At 67.8% G+C, this 18,986-nt stretch carries 18 protein-coding genes; 12 read left to right on the top strand and 6 right to left on the bottom strand.

Annotated features, from left to right (window positions below):
- Positions 1-107 precede the first annotated feature (107 nt).
- Positions 108-575 carry a hypothetical protein gene (locus MKK62_RS01965; RefSeq protein ID WP_240262651.1) on the top strand — a complete coding sequence of 156 codons (468 nt, stop codon included), beginning with the start codon at positions 108-110 and terminating at the stop codon, positions 573-575.
- Positions 576-944: 369 nt separating this feature from the next.
- On the opposite strand, the gene MKK62_RS01960 is transcribed toward MKK62_RS01965, so the two are convergent.
- From MKK62_RS01960 to MKK62_RS01950, 3 genes are read right to left on the bottom strand one after another with little or no spacing between them, the layout of a single operon-like run.
- A complete protein-coding gene (locus MKK62_RS01960) occupies positions 945-1,832 on the bottom strand; it encodes a universal stress protein (protein ID WP_240262652.1) in 888 nt (295 codons plus the stop codon).
- Positions 1,833-1,864: 32 nt separating this feature from the next.
- Positions 1,865-2,449 carry an Rv1733c family protein gene (locus MKK62_RS01955; RefSeq protein ID WP_240262653.1) on the bottom strand — a complete coding sequence of 195 codons (585 nt, stop codon included), beginning with the start codon at positions 2,447-2,449 and terminating at the stop codon, positions 1,865-1,867.
- A 21-nt stretch (positions 2,450-2,470) separates the two neighbouring features.
- Complete coding sequence (locus MKK62_RS01950) at positions 2,471-3,457, bottom strand: Acg family FMN-binding oxidoreductase (RefSeq protein WP_240262654.1); 987 nt, start codon at positions 3,455-3,457, stop codon at positions 2,471-2,473.
- 438 nt (positions 3,458-3,895) lie between these two features.
- Between MKK62_RS01950 and MKK62_RS01945 the strand changes: the two genes are divergently transcribed.
- From MKK62_RS01945 to MKK62_RS01935, 3 genes are all read left to right on the top strand, one after another.
- The gene (locus tag MKK62_RS01945; RefSeq protein WP_240258159.1) at positions 3,896-4,966 is read left to right on the top strand and encodes an IS110 family RNA-guided transposase; all 1,071 of its coding nucleotides are present in this window, start codon (positions 3,896-3,898) and stop codon (positions 4,964-4,966) included.
- A gap of 14 nt (positions 4,967-4,980) precedes the next feature.
- Complete coding sequence (locus tag MKK62_RS01940) at positions 4,981-6,381, top strand: acyl-CoA synthetase (protein ID WP_240262655.1); 1,401 nt, start codon at positions 4,981-4,983, stop codon at positions 6,379-6,381.
- Between the two features lie 73 nt (positions 6,382-6,454).
- Positions 6,455-7,750: an MFS transporter gene (locus MKK62_RS01935; protein WP_240263872.1), complete on the top strand. Its 1,296-nt coding sequence runs from the start codon at positions 6,455-6,457 to the stop codon at positions 7,748-7,750.
- Between the two features lie 38 nt (positions 7,751-7,788).
- On the opposite strand, the gene dapD is transcribed toward MKK62_RS01935, so the two are convergent.
- Positions 7,789-8,733 carry a 2,3,4,5-tetrahydropyridine-2,6-dicarboxylate N-succinyltransferase gene (gene dapD / locus MKK62_RS01930; RefSeq protein WP_434085013.1) on the bottom strand — a complete coding sequence of 315 codons (945 nt, stop codon included), beginning with the start codon at positions 8,731-8,733 and terminating at the stop codon, positions 7,789-7,791.
- A 34-nt stretch (positions 8,734-8,767) separates the two neighbouring features.
- Here dapD and dapE point away from each other — a divergent pair, with 34 nt between their 5' ends.
- Positions 8,768-9,832 carry a succinyl-diaminopimelate desuccinylase gene (gene dapE, locus MKK62_RS01925; RefSeq protein ID WP_240262657.1) on the top strand — a complete coding sequence of 355 codons (1,065 nt, stop codon included), beginning with the start codon at positions 8,768-8,770 and terminating at the stop codon, positions 9,830-9,832.
- Here dapE and MKK62_RS01920 read toward each other — a convergent pair.
- Positions 9,821-11,905: an AAA family ATPase gene (locus tag MKK62_RS01920; protein WP_240262658.1), complete on the bottom strand. Its 2,085-nt coding sequence runs from the start codon at positions 11,903-11,905 to the stop codon at positions 9,821-9,823. The genes dapE and MKK62_RS01920 overlap by 12 nt on opposite strands.
- An 85-nt stretch (positions 11,906-11,990) precedes the next feature.
- Between MKK62_RS01920 and log the strand changes: the two genes are divergently transcribed.
- The 7 genes from log (at position 11,991) to MKK62_RS01885 (ending at position 17,745) form a co-directional block, all read left to right on the top strand.
- The gene (gene log, locus MKK62_RS01915) at positions 11,991-12,527 is read left to right on the top strand and encodes a cytokinin riboside 5'-monophosphate phosphoribohydrolase (RefSeq protein WP_240262659.1); all 537 of its coding nucleotides are present in this window, start codon (positions 11,991-11,993) and stop codon (positions 12,525-12,527) included.
- A 33-nt stretch (positions 12,528-12,560) separates the two neighbouring features.
- Positions 12,561-14,339: a long-chain-acyl-CoA synthetase FadD6 gene (gene fadD6, locus MKK62_RS01910; RefSeq protein ID WP_240262660.1), complete on the top strand. Its 1,779-nt coding sequence runs from the start codon at positions 12,561-12,563 to the stop codon at positions 14,337-14,339.
- Between the two features lie 119 nt (positions 14,340-14,458).
- A complete protein-coding gene (gene folP / locus MKK62_RS01905; RefSeq protein WP_240263873.1) occupies positions 14,459-15,283 on the top strand; it encodes a dihydropteroate synthase in 825 nt (274 codons plus the stop codon).
- Positions 15,280-16,293 carry a glucosyl-3-phosphoglycerate synthase gene (locus MKK62_RS01900; RefSeq protein WP_240262661.1) on the top strand — a complete coding sequence of 338 codons (1,014 nt, stop codon included), beginning with the start codon at positions 15,280-15,282 and terminating at the stop codon, positions 16,291-16,293. Before folP ends, MKK62_RS01900 begins: the two co-directional genes overlap by 4 nt.
- Positions 16,294-16,505: 212 nt before the next feature.
- Positions 16,506-16,844 carry a DivIVA domain-containing protein gene (locus MKK62_RS01895; protein WP_240262662.1) on the top strand — a complete coding sequence of 113 codons (339 nt, stop codon included), beginning with the start codon at positions 16,506-16,508 and terminating at the stop codon, positions 16,842-16,844.
- Positions 16,837-17,430 carry a DNA-3-methyladenine glycosylase I gene (locus MKK62_RS01890; RefSeq protein WP_240262663.1) on the top strand — a complete coding sequence of 198 codons (594 nt, stop codon included), beginning with the start codon at positions 16,837-16,839 and terminating at the stop codon, positions 17,428-17,430. Before MKK62_RS01895 ends, MKK62_RS01890 begins: the two co-directional genes overlap by 8 nt.
- Before the next feature lie 147 nt (positions 17,431-17,577).
- A complete protein-coding gene (locus tag MKK62_RS01885; protein ID WP_003406247.1) occupies positions 17,578-17,745 on the top strand; it encodes a DUF3117 domain-containing protein in 168 nt (55 codons plus the stop codon).
- Positions 17,746-17,779: 34 nt separating this feature from the next.
- On the opposite strand, the gene glgA is transcribed toward MKK62_RS01885, so the two are convergent.
- Positions 17,780-18,943, bottom strand: a complete 1,164-nt coding sequence (glgA, locus tag MKK62_RS01880) for a glycogen synthase (protein WP_240262664.1) — start codon at positions 18,941-18,943, stop codon at positions 17,780-17,782.
- Between the last annotated feature and the right edge of the window lie 43 nt (positions 18,944-18,986).

Genomic DNA, 18,986 nt, shown 5'->3' with positions numbered 1-18,986 from the left:
GTCGTTGCAGGACTTACGGCTCTGGTGCACAACGGATTCGAGATGATCGGATGGTCACGTGGGGTCCGTACGTCCCCGAAACAGCAGATTCCAACGGAGGTATCGCGATGAAATCCACAGACTCACTTCAAGAGCGGACTCGGATGTTCGCCCGCGTGCTAGGCCCGTATCTGGCGATCGTGGCATTCTCGGCCGCGCTGCGCCCGCGCGATATGAAGGCCATGCTGGCCGGGTATGAAGCAAACCCGTTGTGGTCCTGGGTTACTGGTGCCTTCATCCTGGTGCTCGGTCTGACGGTGATCGCGCTGCATCCGTTCTGGCGAGGTGTGGCGGCCGTGCTGGTCTCCGGTTTAGGATGGCTTGTCGCGGTCAAGGGACTGGTCCTGGTGACCGCGTCGCAGTGGTACTACTCGCTGGCCAACTCGATGATCGATTCGACTGGCTGGTGGCGCACTGGTGCCGCCGTCGAGGTGCTCATCGGGTTGTACCTGTCCTATGTCGGCTGGGTCCCTGCGCAAGGCGCATCGGCCTTACATGAGGCGAAGCACGCGACCGACCTTCCGCGCGCCGCGTGACGTTAGGGCTTCGGTGCCGGTCCGTAGCTGGACCGGCACCGACGTCATCCGCGGATAGCCGACGTGCCGGTACTTCGTTCCTTGCCGCAACCAATAGCCAGCACGGGAAGCGTGCATCGTCGGAGTCGGACAGCCGAATCATGCCTGCAGGGGATCTGCCCGGCCCGGTTGTCGGCGCTCCCGGCCATTTGCTCTAGCGGTCGGCCGTCGGCTCCGACCCGGGCAGATCCAGTCAAAGCATCGCAAACAAGAACGGGGGTGCCCTAGGGCCGAAAGGCACCCGACCGGATGGAATCCCGACACCCTGGGTTCGAATCCTGATGTCCCGCAAGGAAACCGGCGGCAGGAGAATAGAAATGACTCGTGCGCTTAGGGTTGGCGAGCGACGATGACCGGCATCCGGGCCGAATGGGCCACCGAGCTACTGACCGATCCCAACAACATGCCGGCGAACCCGCCTCTGCCGTGACTGCCGACGACCACCAGCTGAGCCGCCTCGGAACGCCGGACGAGTTGGTATGTGGGATGGTCGCATTCGACCACCCGCCGCACCGTCACGTCGGGATAGCGTTCCTGCCAACCGGCCAGTCGCTCGGCGAGCACTTCTTCTGCCGCCGGCTTCATCGCCGGCCAGTCGATAGCGGGATAGTCGTTGACCTCGACGTCGCTCCACACGTGCAGGGCGATCAGGTCGACACCCCGCCAGGACGCTTCCTGGAAGGCGATCGCGGTCGCTGCCTCCGATGCGGGCGAGCCGTCGATGCCGACCAGGATCGGGGCATGCGCGGGATCCGCCATCAGCGGGTCCTCGTCGTGGACCACCGCCACCGGGCAATGCGCGTGACGGATCAGGCTCGAGCTCACCGAGCCCAACACGCTGCGCGCGATCGGTCCTCGCCCCCGGGAGCCGACGACCACCACGTCGGCGTCTTTCGACATATCGATCAGCGCCGGAATCGCATGGGAGAACACGAGTTCCGACTCGGGCGGCTTGGACCCACCGCCAGCAGTGGCCGCCTGGGCCAGGCCGACAGCCTGGTCGAGGACGCGTTGTCCGTGCTCGACCTGCCAGCGCGCGAAAATTGTGACCGACGTCAGGGGTGGTTGGGTGAGTCCGATGGGGCGCACGGCGTGGACGATGGTGAGCCGGGTACCGCGCATGGCGGCGTCGCGTGCCGCCCAGTCAACCGCATATTTGGCCGCGGGCGACCCGTCGACACCGACCACAACACCCAAATTGGTTTCCGGGCTGGACATGTGCATCTCCTCTGCTAAAAAAGCAACTGCTGCTAACGGTTGGTGAAACCACCGTCGACGAGACTGCGGATGTCCCTGTCCCACTCGGTGTCTCGCGTGCGTTGTAGGTGCGCGCGGACAGCGCCAACCGCTTCCGCGGCGGCCAGCGCCGCGATCGTCCATCCGATGACCGCGGCCGACACCGCTTCCGTCCCTGCTCGCTCGACCGGCTTGGGCGGTGCCGCAGGACGCCCCTGGGCGTCCACCCAGAGTTGGAGGGAATCGCCGGCTTGCACCGTCCGGTTCCACCCGATCAACTCGACGTGGTCGATCCCGTTTGCCTTCCATCGGGCGTGAACCGTGAACCGTATCGTCGTGGAGGAGGCCGTCGGTTTTCCGTCGTCGATGGCCCAGGCCACCACGGTATGCCGCGTCCGCGCCTGCTCGTGATATTCCTGAGCTCGCGCATCATGGATCAGCGTGCCTATCACCCCGGCGCCGGCCGCCGCGACAACGACGAACAGCACTGCCAGGGTGACGATTCCGCTTTCGATACGGTCACTCGCGCGGATCAACGGGTTACGGCTGAACAGGCGGAGCACCGGCCACGTCATAGGTCGGATCACGAAAGTCTGCATAACGTAACTCCTCACGGCTGGCTAGTCGAAGGCTCGGGTGCGCAGGACCTCCGAAAGTGGCCGTCGTGGTGTGGGTTTCGGCGTCCGTTCGGTGAGTGGGACCAGCCCGAGTCTGATAAGGACCTGCGGTACGGTGGCGGCGGGCACCAGTGAACGGATCACGTCGCGGGTAGCGGGCAACTCGGTCAGATGGGTGACCGTGCAGCTGGCCAAACCGGCCGCCGTCCAGTGCAGCAGGGTCGCGGAGAGCGCCTCGCCGGTGGCCACCGCGTCGGCGCGGCCGTCTGCGTCCGTGGACAACAGCAGGATCACGGCTCGGTCCTCGGAGATCTCGGTACGACGCTCACCGCCGTGAATCACAGGGAATAACCGCTCGACGCCGACCCGGTCACTCTCGGCCGCTGTCACGAGGGAGCTGTGTGGAATACCCTCTGCCTTCTCGAATGGAGCTGTCCACCAGCCGAGTTCGGCGTGATAGGCACCGTCGTACAGCCGTAGCGACTCCGCCATCTGGGCTGCTTCGGTCAATGTGGGAACCCCAGCTTCGGGAATCGAGTCCAAGTGCACCGCGGTGCCGACGGCCTCCTTTGTCCAGGATGCGGAGATCGAAGGCCAGTTGGTCGGCGCGCTGAACGGCAGCCGGTCCGTGCAACGCGTCCAGATGGCATCCGCCAGCAGACGGTCTCTGGCGGTGGTGAAGTCGGCCGGCCGGAAATCTATCGATGCCAGGTGATCTGGCCGGTCCGAGTTCGGGAATCGATCGACGACTGCTTGCCAACCCGCGGCGGCCGCCGCGGCCCGCAAGTGGTCCAATGCCGCACCGCAGCCGATCAGCGCCTCGCGCGCCGACTGGTCGGTATCCATCACGCGACTGGAGTCGAGGAACAGGCGGAGTTCGCCGCCGCTGTACACCCACTGCCAGGGTTGGCTGTTGTGCAGTGACGGGGCCCGGCATGCCGAGTTCACCGCGTCGTGGATGACGGCGCTGTCGATCGTGGTGGTGGGCATCTGTCGTCCTCCTGATTGTTGCTTGAGATTTCAAGGCGCCCGTGTCCGACGCGGCACGTTTCTCAGCGTCGCCTCGTCGAGGTCGCCGACGTAGGGTCGAACGTCCACTGCCGACAGGCCCTACGACACCAGCGAGATGCGGGGCGGGTCAGGCCTCGTGGTCAGGCGTTTCCGCCGATCTGCGCGACCGACCAGGAAGAGGTCACCCGGATGCGGCGGGTAGCCTGCAGTCAGTGTCAGGGTGAGGTGCCGCAGGAGGTTGCGGTGGTTGGATCCTGATCACCTGGTGTCTGGCTCATAGCCTGCCTGCCGCCTTCGGTTGGCGTTCATGCGTTTTGCCGGCACCGGGTGTGAAGGACCGGCCGGCGTGACTTGATAGGAGCGTGGCACCGCCCCCACTGAGGTTTGTCCGCCGACCGGCCCAACCGTCACCTCACAGTGAAGGAGGCAACCCCTATGGTTGTTGTTGGAGCCGATGTTCACAAGCACACCCATACCTTTGTTGCTGTCGACGAGGTGGGGCGCAAGCTCGGCGAGAAGACTGTCAGAGCGGTCACTGCCGGGCATGCTGAGGCGGTGATGTGGGCCCGGGAACGCTTTGGCGCCGAGGTGGTGTGGGCAATCGAGGATTGCCGGCATTTGTCAGCGCGCCTGGAACGCGACTTGCTGGGTTCTGGCCAAAAGGTGGTGCGAGTACCACCGAAGTTAATGGCCCAAACCCGTGCGTCGGCACGGACCCGGGGCAAGTCTGACCCGATCGATGCGCTCGCAGTTGCGCGGGGATTCCTGCGTGAACCCGATCTGCCGGTAGCGTCCCATGATGAGGTGTCCCGCGAGCTGAAGCTGCTGGTGGATCGCCGGGAAGTTCTTGTGGCACAACGGACTGCAACGATCAACCGGTTGCGCTGGCGAGTTCATGAACTTGATCCCGAGCGCGCCCCCCGTCCTGGGTCGTTGGATCGCGCTAAACATCGCCTGCTGTTGGGCGCCTGGTTGACGACCGTTCCCGGTCTAGTCGCCGAGCTGGCCCGCGATGAGCTCGCCGACATCGACCGGCTGACCGAAGCGATCGACGCGCTGGCCAAGCGGATCGGTGCGCGAGTGCGCGCGATTGCCCCGACACTGTTGGCGATGCCCGGGTGCGGGGAGTTGACCGCGGCCAAGCTCGTCGGTGAGACGGCAGGAGTGACCCGGTTCAAAAGCGAGGCCGCCTTCGCACGGCATGCCGGGGTGGCCCCGGTACCAGTGTGGTCGGGCAACACCGCCGGTCGAGTCCGCATGACCCGCTCCGGCAACCGACAACTCAATGCCGCCCTGCACCGCATCGCCGTCACCCAAATCCGCCTCGAGGGCCTCGGACAGACCTACTACCGTCATCGATTAGCCGCAGGCGACTCCAATCCCGAAGCCCTGCGCTGCCTCAAACGCCGCCTCGCCCGCGTCGTCTTCGGCCGCCTCCACACCGACCAGCAACACCGAACTCAGCCTTGCCAACCGGCAGCGGCTTGACATAGGAGAAACTCGTGCTGCTGTCCTCGCTGAACCCGTCCGTCGTCGCGGCTGGCCACGATCTCGAGGACGCCGTCCGGTTCGAGGACGTCACGCTGAGCCGCAGCGACGTCGTCGGGGCCGCGAACTCGGTCGCCGAGCGCGTCCGCGGCGCGGGCGTCATCGCCGTGCTGGCCACTCCGACCGCGCCGACCGCGCTGGCGATCGCCGGCTGCCTGATCGCCGGAGTGCCGGTGGTGCCGGTGCCCGCCGACGTCGGAGAGGCCGAGCGCCGCCACATCCTCATTGACTCGGGTGCTCAAGGTTGGCTCGGCCCGGTTCCGGACGAACCCGAAGGGCTGCCGCACATCCCGGTCCGGATGGGCGCTCGGTCCTGGCACCAGCAGCCCGAGCCGTCGCCGCGGGACACCGCGCTGATCATCTACACCTCGGGCACCACTGGTCCGCCCAAAGGAGTGCAGCTCAGCAACCAGGCGATCGCCGCCGACCTGGACGCGCTGGCCGAAGCCTGGCAGTGGACCGCCGAGGACACGCTGGTGCACGGTCTTCCGCTGTTTCACGTGCACGGGCTGGTGCTGGGACTGCTCGGTTCGCTGCGGATCGGAAATCGCTTCGTGCACACCAGAAGACCGACCCCGGAGGCTTACGCGGCCGCCGGTGGCACGCTGTACTTCGGCGTCCCCACGGTCTGGTCGCGGGTGATCGCCGACCCGGCCGCCGCCGAGGCGCTGCGTTCGGCGCGGTTGCTGGTGTCCGGGAGCGCGGGCCTGCCGGTGCCGGTGTTCGACAAGCTGGCAGCACTGACGGGGCATGCGCCTGTGGAGCGGTACGGCTCCACCGAGTCGTTGATCACGTTGTCCACCCGCGCCGACGGCGAGCGTCGCCCCGGTTGGGTCGGTGTGCCGCTGCCGGGAGTCGAGTCCCGGTTGGTCGACGACGACGGCAAGCCAGTGCCGCATGATGCCGAAACCATTGGCCGTCTGCAGGTTCGGGGTCCGACGTTGTTCAACGGCTACCTGAACCGACCGGATGCGACCGCGGAGGCGTTCGACGCCGACGGCTGGTACCGCACGGGAGACGTCGCGGTCATCGACCCCGACGGGATGCACCGCATCGTCGGCCGCGAATCGGTCGACCTGATCAAGTCCGGGGGATACCGCGTCGGGGCCGGTGAAATCGAGACCGTCCTGCTCGGACATCCGGGCGTCTCGGAGGCCGCGGTAGTTGGTGTGCCCGACGACGACCTGGGCCAGCGAATCGTCGCGTTCGTCGTCGGTGACGCCGAGCCGCCAGAGCTGATCGATTATGTGGCGCAACAACTTTCTGTGCACAAGCGACCACGCGAGGTCAGGGTGATGGACGCGTTGCCGCGCAACGCGATGGGGAAGGTGCTCAAGAAGCAACTCCTGGACTGACAGGGCGGCAGGTGTGACAGCTGGCCCGTTTTTCCCTACCGTCGTAGCCGTGCAGACAGGTAGTGCGACGCCCATGCGGCGAGTGGCCGCCGCATGTATGGTCGGCTCGGCGATCGAGTTCTACGACTTCCTGATCTATGGCACCGCCGCGGCGCTGGTGTTCCCTACGGTATTTTTTCCGGACCTGAGTCCGACCCTGGCCACCATCGCGTCGATGGGCACCTTCGCCAGCGCATTTGTGTCGCGTCCGGTAGGCGGCGCGGCATTCGGATACCTGGGCGACCGGTTGGGCCGAAAACGGTCTTTGATTGCCACGTTGCTGATCATGGCCACGGCGACCGTGAGCGTCGGCCTGGTGCCGACTACCGCCAGCATCGGTGCGGCGGCGCCATTCATCCTGGTCGCGTTGAGATTGATCCAGGGGTTCGCCGCCGGTGGGGAGTGGGCCGGGTCTGCGCTACTGAGCATCGAGTATGCGCCCGCCGACCGGCGCGGCCGTTATGGCATGTTCACCCTGCTCGGCGGCGGTCTGGCGGCGCTGCTTACCAGCCTGACGTTCCTCAGCGTGAACCTCAGCATCGGGGAAAGCAGCGAGGCGTTTTTGCGCTGGGGTTGGCGCATACCGTTCTTGGTCAGTTCGGTGCTGGTCGGCATTGCACTGTATGTACGACTGCGCATCGACGAGACCCCGGTGTTCGCCGCGGAAGAGGCCCGACACCTCACTCCGAAAGCGCCGCTGCGTGAGCTGCTGCGCAGTCAGCCGCGCGAAGTTGCATTGGGCGGCGGCAGCATTTTGAGCGGCATGACCTTCGTGTACATGGCGCACACTTACCTGCCTCACTTCGCGCACTCTGACCTCGGTTACAGCCGCACCTTCATTTGGACCGTCGGCGCACTCGGCGGCCTGGCGAGCATGACGGTCGTGGCGATCTCGGCGGTGCTGAGCGACCGGTTGGGCCGTCGGCGGACGATGATGCTGGGTTGGGCCGGCTGTCTGTTGTGGGCGCCCGCCGTGATTCCCCTTATAGAGACCGGCAAGCCGGTCTGCTACGCGGTAGCCGTCATCGGAATGCTGGGGATCGCCAACATCGGATCCGGACCGACCGGTGCCTTTATCCCCGAACTTTTCGCTACGCGCTGGCGCTACAGCGGAGCGGCACTCGCGGTCAACCTGGCGGGCGTCGCCGGCGGAGCCCTGCCGCCGCTGCTCGCCGGGACCTTGCAGGCGAGCTACGGCGCCTGGGCGATCGGTCCGATGCTGGCCGTTACTGCCTTGGTCAGCCTCGGCTGTACTTACACGTTGCCGGAAACCAAGGACGCCGCCCTGCAGCCCGATTCAATCGCCGACGCGGTACCGACGGGCCGCTGACGGCTTACGGCATCGATGCCCCGGCAGGGCTCGTGTGATCAGTTGGCGTGCAGATCCTCGTTCAGGGCTATCCCGCGGCCGTCGCGGGAAACCACCTCTACCGCGCCGGTCAGCGAGTTGCGGCGGAACAGCAGATTGCTGCTGCCGGCCAGCTCACGCGCCTTGACCGAATTGCCATCGGGCAGAGCGACTTTCGTCCCGGCGGTGACGTACAGGCCGGCTTCGACGACGCAGTCATCGCCCAGCGGAATGCCGAGCCCGGAGTTCGCGCCCAGCAGGCAGCGCTTGCCGAGCGAGATCACCTCGGTGCCGCCGCCGGACAGCGTGCCCATGATCGAGGCGCCACCGCCGATATCGGAGCCGTCGCCGACCACCACGCCCGCCGAGATGCGACCCTCCACCATCGACGTGCCCAGCGTTCCCGCGTTGAAGTTGACGAAGCCTTCGTGCATCACCGTGGTGCCGGACGCCAGATGGGCGCCGAGACGCACCCGGTCGGCATCGGCGATGCGTACGCCGCTCGGCACCACGTAGTCGACCATCCGTGGAAACTTGTCGATGCCGTACACGGCGACCGGTCCGCGGCGGCGCAGGCGGGCGCGCACCACCTCGAAACCCTCGACGGCGCAGGGCCCGTGGCTGGTCCACACCACGTTGGTCAGCACACCGAACAAGCCCTCGGCGTTGAGCCCGTGGGGAGCGACCAGCCGATGGGAGAGCAGGTGCAGCCGCAGGTATGCGTCGTAGGCGTCGACGGCCTTGTCCTCAAGCGAACCGATCACCGTCCGGACCACCACGGTTTCCACGTCGCGGTCATCGTCGCGGCCGGCCAACTCGCCGAGTTCGGCGGGCACCTCGGCCACCGACAACCGCGTCGTACCGGAGTCGCCCGACTCGATCAGTTCCGGTGCGGGAAACCAGGTGTCGAGAACCGATCCGTTGGCGGCGATCGTCGCGAGGCCAATACCCGAAGCTGCAGTCACCGGCCTTACGCTACCCACCCACTACGCTGGGCCTGTGCTGGACCTACGCGGTGACCCGATCGAGCTGACGGCTGCGCTGGTCGACATTCCAAGCGAATCGCGGCACGAAGAACTCATCGCCGCCGAGGTCGAGGCGGCGCTGCGTGCGCAGACGTCCAACTTCGAGATCGTCCGCAACGGCAACGCCGTGCTGGCCCGCACCGCGCTGGGGCGTCCGACCCGGGTGTTGCTGGCCGGTCACCTCGACACCGTGCCGGCGGCTGACAATCTGCCGAGCCGCCGTGACGCCGAGTCGCTGCACGGCTGCGGCACCACCGACATGAAATCCGGCGACGCGGTCTTTCTGCACCTGGCCGCGACCGTCGCCGAGCCCGTGCACGACGTGACGCTGGTGCTTTACGACTGCGAGGAAATCGAGTCGTCGGCAAACGGCCTGGGCCGTATCGAGCGCGAGTTGCCGGACTGGCTGGAAGCCGACCTGGCAATCCTGGGCGAGCCTACCGGCGGTTACATCGAAGCGGGTTGTCAAGGCACGCTGCGCGTTATCCTGCGCGCCAGCGGGACTCGTGCGCACTCGGCACGATCCTGGTTGGGCGACAACGCAATTCACAAGCTCGGCGCGGCGCTGGATCGGCTGACGAGTTACCAGCCGCGCAGCGTCGATATCGACGGCTGCGTGTATCGCGAGGGGTTGTCGGCCGTGCGTATCGACGGCGGGGTGGCCGGCAACGTGATACCGGACGCCGCGTCGGTGACAGTGAATTTCCGCTTCGCTCCGGACCGCTCGGCCGACGCCGCGCTGCACCACGTCCACGAGGTCTTCGACGGTCTCGACGTGGACATCGAATTGACGGACTCGGCGGCCGGGGCGCTGCCTGGTTTGTCGAACCCGGCGGCAAAAGGCCTGCTCGAGGCGGCCGGCGGCCAGGTGCGGGCGAAGTACGGCTGGACCGACGTGGCCCGCTTCGCCGCTCGCGGTGTGGCCGCGGTCAACTACGGCCCGGGCGACCCGAACCTTGCGCACACCCGCGACGAGTTGGTGCCGCTGCACCGGATCACCGATGCCGTCACGATGCTGCGGGCGTACCTAACCGGCTAGGCGTTGTGCCTGGGCGGCGGCGTCGGCGGCGGCGGGATGCAGGCCACGATCGGCCAGATCGGCGGCGACATCGGCCAGCGCGGTGGCGTCGGCGGCAGCTAGGGCGCGGGCGTGGGCCAGCGTCAGTCGACCGAGCACGCAGTCGACTTCGCCCGCCAGGCGTCCGGCCCGCTGCACCGCCCGGACGTCGCCCAGGCGTGCGCAGTCCTGCAAGGCGCGCACCGCGATCGCCGACTGCCCGCCGCGTTCGGCGGTCTGCACCGCCTCGCGGGCGGCGTCGATCGCGCCGGTTGTGTCGCCGTGGGCCGCCTTAGACCACGCCTTGGCCAGCGCCAGTTCCGGGGCGAACAGCGACGACTTGAGTCCGTGCAGCGACTCGGCCCGGCTGAAAACCATTGCGGCGCGCTGTTGTTCGCCTTGCTGGCCGAGGGCCTGAGCCAGCAGCATCAGCGACAGCGGACCCCATGAATAGCCCGTGCGCGCCAGCGGTTCGGCGGCCCGGCCCAGCAGTGTGATGGCCGAATCGAAGTCGCCCTGGGCGACCGCGACGTAGCCGACCAGCGTCTCGCCGATCGCCCGGCCCGGCTGTTGCAGCTCGGCGAAGTCGGTATAGCGCTGGGCCAGTGCGCGGGCATCGGCCAAGCGGCCTGCCATCACCAGAGCCGTGATCCGGCCGAATCCGCTGGTGAATCGCAGCAAGCCGGGATGGTCGGCCGCGGTCGCGCGCCGGGCCAGGGCCTCGACGTCGTCGAAGCGTCCGGTGCGGGCCGAGCTCAGCGCCGCAGACGACGCCGCCCACCCCACGGCCACCGCGTCGGCGTGTGGCGACGCGAGCACGTCACCGGCGATCCGCAGCGTCCGTAGCGGCGTGCCCGCGTTCATGGCGAAGGTCGCCGTCAGGGCGTCCAGGGTGGCCTGCGCGCTGGGTGACTCGACCCGGTTGCGGGTGGTCTGCAGAAACGCCGTGGCCTGCGCCGGCTGGCCAAGCATCCAGAACTGGTTGGCCGCGCGCGGCAGCGCCCACGCCATCAGTTCCGGCGGCGAGAGCCGCTCGGGGTCGACCGCCGCGAGCACGGCGTCGGCTTCACGCCCGCGGCCCTGCCAGGCCAGCGCGTGGCCGAGCGCCAGCCGCGCGGCCAGCCCGTCCGCGCGTTCCAGGGCGGCGCGGGCCAGGCGTTCGGCGAGGGTGAGTTCGCCGAAGCGCAGCGCGTGCTGGGCGGCGTCGCTCAAATCGCCGTCGAAGGCGTCGTTGTCGGGGCAGTCCGCGGCCAGCGCGGCCGCGCGCAGCCGGTCGCCGATGTGGTCGGCGGGCCCGGCCGCGAATTGTCGGACCAGCGACATGCGCAGTGTCCGTGCGGTGTCCGGCGCCAGGACCGCCCCCGCCCGGGTGGTGCAGAGCGAATGCGCCGGGTAGACCATGCCGGCGGCGTCGACCGTGATCGCGTCGAGGTTTTCGGCTTGACCGACGGCGTCGTCGCCGACCAGCGCGGCCAGATCGCCGCGGTGCAGCGGGGTGGCCAGCGACAGGTAGTCCAGTGCCGAGCGCACCGGCGCGGGCAGATCGGCCAGGTAGCCGTCGGCCCGCGCCGGCGCGTCGTCTGCCGGGGCGACCTCGATGCGGGTCAGCAGGCCGTCGGCCCACAACGCCTCGACGGCGTCGGGCAGCTCGGCGCCGGAGCGGGCCGTGACGATCAGCCGGGCCGAGCCGCCGAGCGCCAATTGGTAGATCAGCGTGGCCGAGAGCCGGTCCAGGTAGTGCGCGTCGGCGACGACGAAAAACCGCTCGGTGGCCAGCTTCTCCTGCGCGGTCCGCAGCAGCTCGGCCGGTCGGGCGGAGTCGTCGGCGTCGATACCGGCCAGCAGCGAACGGAACGCGCCGAACGGGATGGTCTGCTCGCTGGCCGTGCCGATCACCCAGCGGGCGTCACTCGCGGCCGCGGCGCGGGCCAGCAACCCCTTGCCGGAACCGTCGGGGCCGACGATCGCGACACCGGCACGATCGGGGTCGTCCAACCCGGCCACAACGTCGCGCAGGACCGTCTCCGGCGGCGCGGTGACCAACAGACCGGGCATCGCCGGATTTTATGGCCCGGCCGCCGGTGCTGCGTGCGGTTAGCTCGAAATGCACACGGGGGCAACGGTGGTCTAGGTTTCCTCTGTGCCCGCGATCTGCGTCTACTGTGCGTCTGGACCCACCGACCCCGGGTTACTGGCGCTGGCCGCCGATCTCGGCGAGGCGATCGCCGACCGCGGCTGGACCCTGGTCTGGGGCGGCGGCAACGTCTCGGCGATGGGCGCGCTCGCGACCGCCACTCGGGCCCGCGGCGGCCGGACCGTCGGCGTCATACCCGAAATGCTGGTCCGCCTCGAGGTCGCCGACCACGACGCCGACGAGCTGATCGTCACCGACACCATGCGTGAGCGCAAACAGATCATGGAAGACCGCGCCGACGCGTTCATCACGCTGCCCGGCGGCATCGGCACACTCGAGGAATTCTTCGAGGCCTGGACCGGTGGGTACCTCGGTGTACACGACAAGCCACTGGTGCTGCTCGATCCGGACGGGCACTACGACGACCTGCTGGCGTGGCTGTCCGGGATTGTCGACAGCGGTTACGTTTCACAGACCGCGCTGGATCGGCTGGTGGTGGTCCGCGACATCGACGCGGCCCTGGCGGCTTGCGCACCCCGCTGAGCGCCTTTGCTGGATATGGATAGGCTGGCGCGCATGTCCGACCACAACTCTTCCGGCACGTCGATCGGGCTGATCGATATCGCGACCCGCGCTCCCGGCCTGCTGGCCGACCTTCCGGTGATGGCCCGCGGGTTGCTCACGTTGGTGCGGGCGCAGCCCAACTTCAAGATCTCGATCGGCAAGGTCTTCCAGGACCGGGCCGAGAGCCACGGTGACCGGGTCTTCGTTCGCTTCGGCGACCAGCAGCTGACCTATCGCGAAGCCAACGCGACGGCCAACCGGTATGCGGCCGTCCTGGCCGCCCGTGGCGTCGGCCGCGGCGACGTCGTCGGCATCATGTTGCGGAATTCGCCCAATACGGTGCTGATGATGCTGGCCGCGGTCAAGTGCGGCGCTGTCGCCGGGATGCTCAACTACCACCAGCGCGGCGACGTGCTCGCGCACAGCATCGGGCTGCTGGATGCCAAGGCGCTGGTCGTCGAGACGGATTTCGTCGACGCGGTCGAAGAGTGCGGTGGCGCGACCATCGAGCCGACCACCATCGAGGAGATGGAGCGGCTGGCTGCCACCGCGCCCACCAGCAACCCGCCGTCGGCGTCGGCGGTGCTGGCCAAGGACACCGCCTTCTACATCTTCACCTCGGGCACTACCGGTCACCCCAAGGCCAGCGTGATGACCCACAAACGCTGGCTGTCCGCGCTGGCGGTGTTCGGCGGACTTGGCCTGCGGCTCAAGGGATCTGACACGCTCTATAGTTGCCTGCCGCTGTACCACAACAATGCGCTCACAGTGGCGCTTGGATCTGTGATCAACTCCGGGGCGACGCTAGCTCTCGGCAAGTCTTTCTCGGCTTCGAAATTCTGGGACGAGGTGATCGCCAGCGAGGCAACGGCGTTCATCTACATCGGAGAGATCTGCCGCTATCTGCTGAACCAGCCCGAGAAGCCGACAGATCGCGCCCACAAGGTGCGCGTGATCGCGGGCAACGGGCTGCGTCCGGAAATCTGGGACGAGTTCACCAAGCGGTTCAACATCCCGCGGGTATGCGAGTTCTATGCGGCCAGTGAGGGAAACACGGCGTTCGTCAACGTGTTCAACGTGCCGCGATCGGCGGGCTGGGCTGCGTTGCCGGTGGCTTATGTCGCTTACGACGCCGACACCGGCGAACCGCAGCGAGGTGAGGACGGCTGGGTGCAGAAGGTGCCCGCCGGCGAACCCGGCTTGCTGCTCAGCCCGGTCAGCAGGCTTCAGCCGTTCGACGGCTACACCGACAAGAGCGCCAGCGAGAAGAAGTTGGTGCGCAACGCTTTTCGTAAGGGTGACGTCTACTTCAACACCGGCGACGTAATGCGCCCGCAGGGCATGGGCCATGCCGCCTTTGTCGACCGGCTCGGCGACACGTTCCGCTGGAAGGGCGAGAACGTGGCCACCACTGAGGTGGAGCGGGCACTGAGTTCCGACAAGGCGGTCGAGGAGTGCACGGTGTTCGGGGTCGAGGTACCGCGCACCGGCGGTCGTGCGGGGATGGCAGCGGTGAAGCTGCGCGAGGGCAGCGACTTCGACGGCAAGGCGTTGGCGCAGACGGTGTACAAGCAACTGCCCGCATACGCCATGCCGCTGTTCATTCGGCTGGTCGACTCGATGGAGCACACCACGACGTTCAAGAGCCGCAAGGTCGACCTGCGCGAGCAGGCGTACGACGCCGGGATCGAGGATCCGGTGTACGTGCTAGCCGGCCGCGACGAGGGATACGTGCCGTTCTACGACGACTATCCCGAAGAAGTGGCCAACGGCAAGCGTCCCCAGGGTTAGGTCTTCGTCGCCGAGATCGCGGTGAGGCCCGAAGGCACGCACATCGGCGGAGCAGGCACGATGGAGACGTGCAGTCCACCTTGTGCGGTCGCCTGGTGAGCGATCAGCGTGCGCTGATCATGGCGATCGTCAACCGCACCCCGGACTCGTTCTACGACCGTGGCGCCAACTTCGCCGACGACGACGCGCAGGCCGCTGTGCACCGGCTGATTGCCGAGGGCGCCGACGTCATCGACGTGGGTGGCGTCAAGGCCGGGCCGGGGGAGACCATCGACACCCAAGCCGAGATCGCCCGCGTCGTGCCCTTCATCGAGTGGGTGCGCGACGCTTACCCCGAGCAACTGATCAGCATCGACACGTGGCGTTCGGAGGTCGCTCGGCTGGCCTGCCGGGCGGGCGCGGATCTGATCAACGACAGCTGGGGCGGCTATGATCCCGCGATGCCCGAGGTAGCGGCCGAATTCGGCGCGGGACTGGTGTGCTCGCACACCGGCGGGGCGAAGCCGCGCACCCGACCTTTTCGGGTCAGTTACGGCATCAGCACCCGCGGCGTCGTCGACGACGTGATCGCCGAACTCACCGCGTCCGCGGAACGGGCGGTCGCCGCCGGGGTCGACCGCGATCGTGTGGTGATCGACCCGACCCACGACTTCGGCAAGAACACGTTCCACGGCTTGGCGCTGTTGCGGCACATGGAAGATCTTGTAAACACGGGGTGGCCGGTATTGATGGCGTTGAGCAACAAAGATTTCGTCGGGGAGACTCTTGGGGTGGAGCTGACCCAGCGCCTGGAGGGAACCCTGGCCGCGACTGCTCTGGCGGCCGCTGCTGGAGCCAGGATGTTCCGGGTGCACGAAGTCGGGCCGACCCGGCGGGTGTTGGAGATGGTGGCGTCGATTCAGGGCCAACGCCCGCCGGCGCGCACGGTGAGGGGGCTGGCATGACGGCATCTGAGCTGTTCGATCTCGCTGCCGAGGGCGCATTGGCCGCCTCGCCGGGCGACGTCTGGTTGGCCGACCGCAGCTGGACTCGTCCGCAGTGGACGATCGAGGAACTCGAGGCTGCCAAAGCCGGGCGGACCGTCTCGGTGGTGCTGCCCGCCCTCAACGAGGAAGACACCGTCGAATCCGTGATCGAGAGCATCTCGCCGCTGGTCGGCGGGCTGGTCGACGAGCTGATCGTGCTCGACTCGGGATCCACCGACGACACCGAGATCCGGGCAATCGCCGCCGGGGCGCGCGTCGTCACTCGTGAGCAGGCCCTGCCGGGCATCGCGCCGCGGCCCGGCAAGGGCGAGGTGCTGTGGCGTTCGCTGGCCGCTACCAGCGGTGACCTCGTCGTCTTCGTCGACTCCGACTTGATCGAGCCGCACCCTATGTTCGTGCCGCGGTTGCTGGGTCCGCTGCTGACCGAGGACGACATTCACCTCGTCAAGAGCTTTTATCGGCGGCCTCTGAACGGCGACGCCGGCCGGGAGGGCGCCACCGGAGGTGGCCGCGTCACCGAGCTGGTGGCGCGACCGCTGTTGGCCGCGCTGCGGCCCGAGCTGGGGTGCGTACTACAGCCGCTCGGCGGCGAATACGCGGCCACCCGGGAGCTGCTGACGTCCGTGCCGTTCGCGCCGGGCTACGGCGTCGAGATCGGCTTGCTGGTCGACACCTACGACCGGTTGGGACTCGACGCCATCGCCCAGGTGAACCTCGGTGTGCGCGCGCACCGCAACCGTCCGCTCGCCGAGCTGGGCCCGATGAGCCGGCAGGTGGTGGCGACGTTGCTGTCGCGCTGCGGCATCCCCGACTCTGGTGTCGGGCTCACCCAATTTTTCGTCGACGGTCCGGACTCGATGTCTTTCACCCCGCGATACTCCACGGTGTCGCTGGCCGACCGGCCGCCGATGAACACCGTGGCGATCGCAAGCGTGGCGCAGCCACGTGCAGCGGGTCGCCCGCGATAGGCACCGTGGCGATCGCAAGCGTGGCGCAGCCACGTGCAGCGGGTCGCCCGCGATAGGCACCGTGGCGATCGCAAGCGTGGCGCAGCCACGTGCAGCGGGTCGCCTGCGATAGGCACCGTGGCGATCGCAAGCGTGGCGCAGCCACGTGCAGCGGGTCGCCACTGACATAGGTCTGCACACTTGCGTCGGACCCGTAGGGCAATATCGGTGCCGTGGCATTGGTGTTGCTGTACGTAGTGGTCTTGGTGCTGATAGCAATCGTGCTGTTCGGGGTGGCCAGTCTGCTGTTCGGCCGCGGCGAGCCGTTGCCGCCGCTGCCCCGGGGCACCACCCCGACGGTGTTGCCGGCGTCCGGCGTCACCCGCTCCGACGTCGAGGCGGTCAAATTCACCCAGACCTTGCGTGGTTATAAGACCAGCGAGGTCGATTGGGTGCTCGACCGGCTCGCCCAGGAGCTGGACCTGCTACGCGGGCAGCTGTCGTCGGTGCATGCCGCGGCCGCAGCCGGAGGCGACAAGCACGACGACGCCCGAGGCGATGCCAATGACTGACGACGGCCTGGTCCGTTGCGGCTGGGCAATTGGCAAGCCGGGCAGCGCGGACTTCGAGCTCTACCGCGATTACCACGACTCGGAGTGGGGTCGGCCCCTGCACGGCGACGTGCCGTTGTTCGAGCGGATGAGCCTGGAGGCCTTCCAAAGCGGCTTGTCCTGGCTGATCATCCTGCGCAAACGAGAAAACTTCCGGAAGGCGTTCGCCGGTTTCGCGCCCGAAAAGGTCGCCCGGTTCACCGACGCCGACGTCGCCCGGTTGATGGCCGATGACGGCATCGTCCGCAACCGGGCCAAGATCGAGGCGACCATCGCCAACGCCAGGGCCGTCGCGGAAGTCGACGACTTCTCGGAGTTGCTGTGGTCGTTCGCGCCGGCCGGCCGGCGTCGCGCTCGGCCCAAGACCTTGGCGGACGTCCCGTCCGTCACGCCGGAATCCACCGCGATGGCCCGCGAATTGAAGCGCCGCGGGTTCCGCTTCGTCGGACCCACCACCGCCTATGCCCTGATGCAGGCGACCGGGATGGTCGACGATCACGTACAGACCTGTTGGGTGCCTCCCTCTGCCCATGAGGCGGGCCGCTGAGGAGGCGGACAGTCGGCGCGAGCCGCCGACGACGCGGCCCGTGAAACGCCGAGCCGGAGGTCATGTGCACCTAATCACGCGGATAGGGAACAATGGGGTGGTGAATGTGCAGTTGACGGGCCAGCTCGAATTCGGAGGGAGCGCTCGATGGCGGCGATGAAGCCCCGGACCGGTGACGGTCCACTGGAAGCGACAAAGGAGGGGCGCGGCATCGTGATGCGGGTACCGCTGGAAGGCGGTGGCCGACTCGTGGTCGAGCTGACACCCGACGAAGCCGCTGCACTGGGCGATGAGCTCAAGGGCGTCACGAGCTAAAGCCCGTCGCTTCACCCGCGTCTGACGCCCGTCGTCACGCGCACACTTTCTGGTAGATCTCCAGCGTCTGTTGCGCGATCTGCGCCCAGGAGAACTCCGCGATGCAGCGCTGACGTCCCGCGCGGCCATAGCGCCTGGCGCGCTCCGGGTCGGCTACCACCGCGTTGACCGCCTCTGCGATTCGGCTCTGATAACCGGCCGCGTCGCCCGCGTCGTAGTGAACCAGCGTCCCCGTCACCCCGTCATCGACCACCTCCGGGATGCCGCCCACGTCGGACGCGACCACCGCCGTGCCGCACGCCATCGCCTCGAGATTCACGATTCCCAGCGGCTCGTACACCGACGGGCACACGAACGCTGTTGCCGCCGAGAGTATTTCACGGATCTTTTCGACCGACATCATCTCACGGACCCAGAACACCCCGCTGCGTGAGGCGGCCAACCGGGCGACTCCTTCGCTTACTTCGGCGGCGATCTCGGGGGTGTCGGGCGCACCGGCGCACAGCACCAACTGCACCTCGGGATCGAAAAGGTGGGCGGCCGCCAACAAATGCGGTACACCCTTCTGCCGGGTGATCCGGCCGACGAATGCGACGATCGGCCGACTGCGATCGACTCCGAGGTCGGCCAGCACCGACTCGCCTGGCGGCGGCTCGACCGGGTGCCAGACGTCGGTGTCGATTCCGTTGCGTACGACGTGGACTCGACCAGGATCCACCCTCGGGTAGACCTGCAACACGTCGTCCCGCATGCCGGAGCTGACGGCGATCACCGCCTGGGCGGCATCGACCGCGGTCTGCTCGACCCATGACGAGATTCGGTAGCCGCCACCGAGCTGCTCGGCCTTCCACGGCCGCAGCGGCTCCAGCGAATGGGCTGTCAGCACGTGCGGCACGTCGTGCAACAGCGACGCCAGGTGCCCGGCCATCCCGGTATACCAGGTGTGGGAGTGGACGACATCGGCGTCCGCCGCGGCGCCGGCCATCACCAGATCGGTCGACAGGGTGGACAGCGCCGGATTCGCTCCGCGAAGTTGGGCGTCGGGCTGGTACGCGTGCGCTCCTGCCCGCGGAGCACCCTGGCAGTGCACGTCAACCTGGCACAGGCTGCGCAATTGCGCGACGAGCTGGGTCACGTGTACTCCGGCGCCGCCGTAGACCTCCGGCGGATACTCCCGAGTCATCATCGCCACGCGCATACCCGGCACGGTAGTGCTCGCGCCCGGACCCCGCAGGGGCCGA

Source organism: Mycobacterium paraterrae (assembly GCF_022430545.2).
Classification (GTDB): Bacteria; Actinomycetota; Actinomycetes; order Mycobacteriales; family Mycobacteriaceae; genus Mycobacterium; species Mycobacterium paraterrae.
This window is presented reverse-complemented; position numbering and strand designations above follow the sequence as displayed.

Excerpts from the sequence above, each read along its gene's own strand:
- MKK62_RS01965 (WP_240262651.1), top strand. The coding sequence starts at position 108 with ATGAAATCCACAGACTCACTTCAAGAGCGGACTCGGATGTTCGCCCGC.
- MKK62_RS01960 (WP_240262652.1), bottom strand. The coding sequence starts at position 1,832 with ATGTCCAGCCCGGAAACCAATTTGGGTGTTGTGGTCGGTGTCGACGGG.
- MKK62_RS01955 (WP_240262653.1), bottom strand. The coding sequence starts at position 2,449 with ATGCAGACTTTCGTGATCCGACCTATGACGTGGCCGGTGCTCCGCCTG.
- MKK62_RS01950 (WP_240262654.1), bottom strand. The coding sequence starts at position 3,457 with ATGCCCACCACCACGATCGACAGCGCCGTCATCCACGACGCGGTGAAC.
- MKK62_RS01935 (WP_240263872.1), top strand. The coding sequence starts at position 6,455 with ATGCGGCGAGTGGCCGCCGCATGTATGGTCGGCTCGGCGATCGAGTTC.
- MKK62_RS01920 (WP_240262658.1), bottom strand. The coding sequence starts at position 11,905 with ATGCCCGGTCTGTTGGTCACCGCGCCGCCGGAGACGGTCCTGCGCGAC.
- fadD6 (WP_240262660.1), top strand. The coding sequence starts at position 12,561 with ATGTCCGACCACAACTCTTCCGGCACGTCGATCGGGCTGATCGATATC.
- folP (WP_240263873.1), top strand. The coding sequence starts at position 14,459 with ATGGCGATCGTCAACCGCACCCCGGACTCGTTCTACGACCGTGGCGCC.
- MKK62_RS01900 (WP_240262661.1), top strand. The coding sequence starts at position 15,280 with ATGACGGCATCTGAGCTGTTCGATCTCGCTGCCGAGGGCGCATTGGCC.
- MKK62_RS01890 (WP_240262663.1), top strand. The coding sequence starts at position 16,837 with ATGACTGACGACGGCCTGGTCCGTTGCGGCTGGGCAATTGGCAAGCCG.
- MKK62_RS01885 (WP_003406247.1), top strand. The coding sequence starts at position 17,578 with ATGGCGGCGATGAAGCCCCGGACCGGTGACGGTCCACTGGAAGCGACA.
- glgA (WP_240262664.1), bottom strand. The coding sequence starts at position 18,943 with ATGCGCGTGGCGATGATGACTCGGGAGTATCCGCCGGAGGTCTACGGC.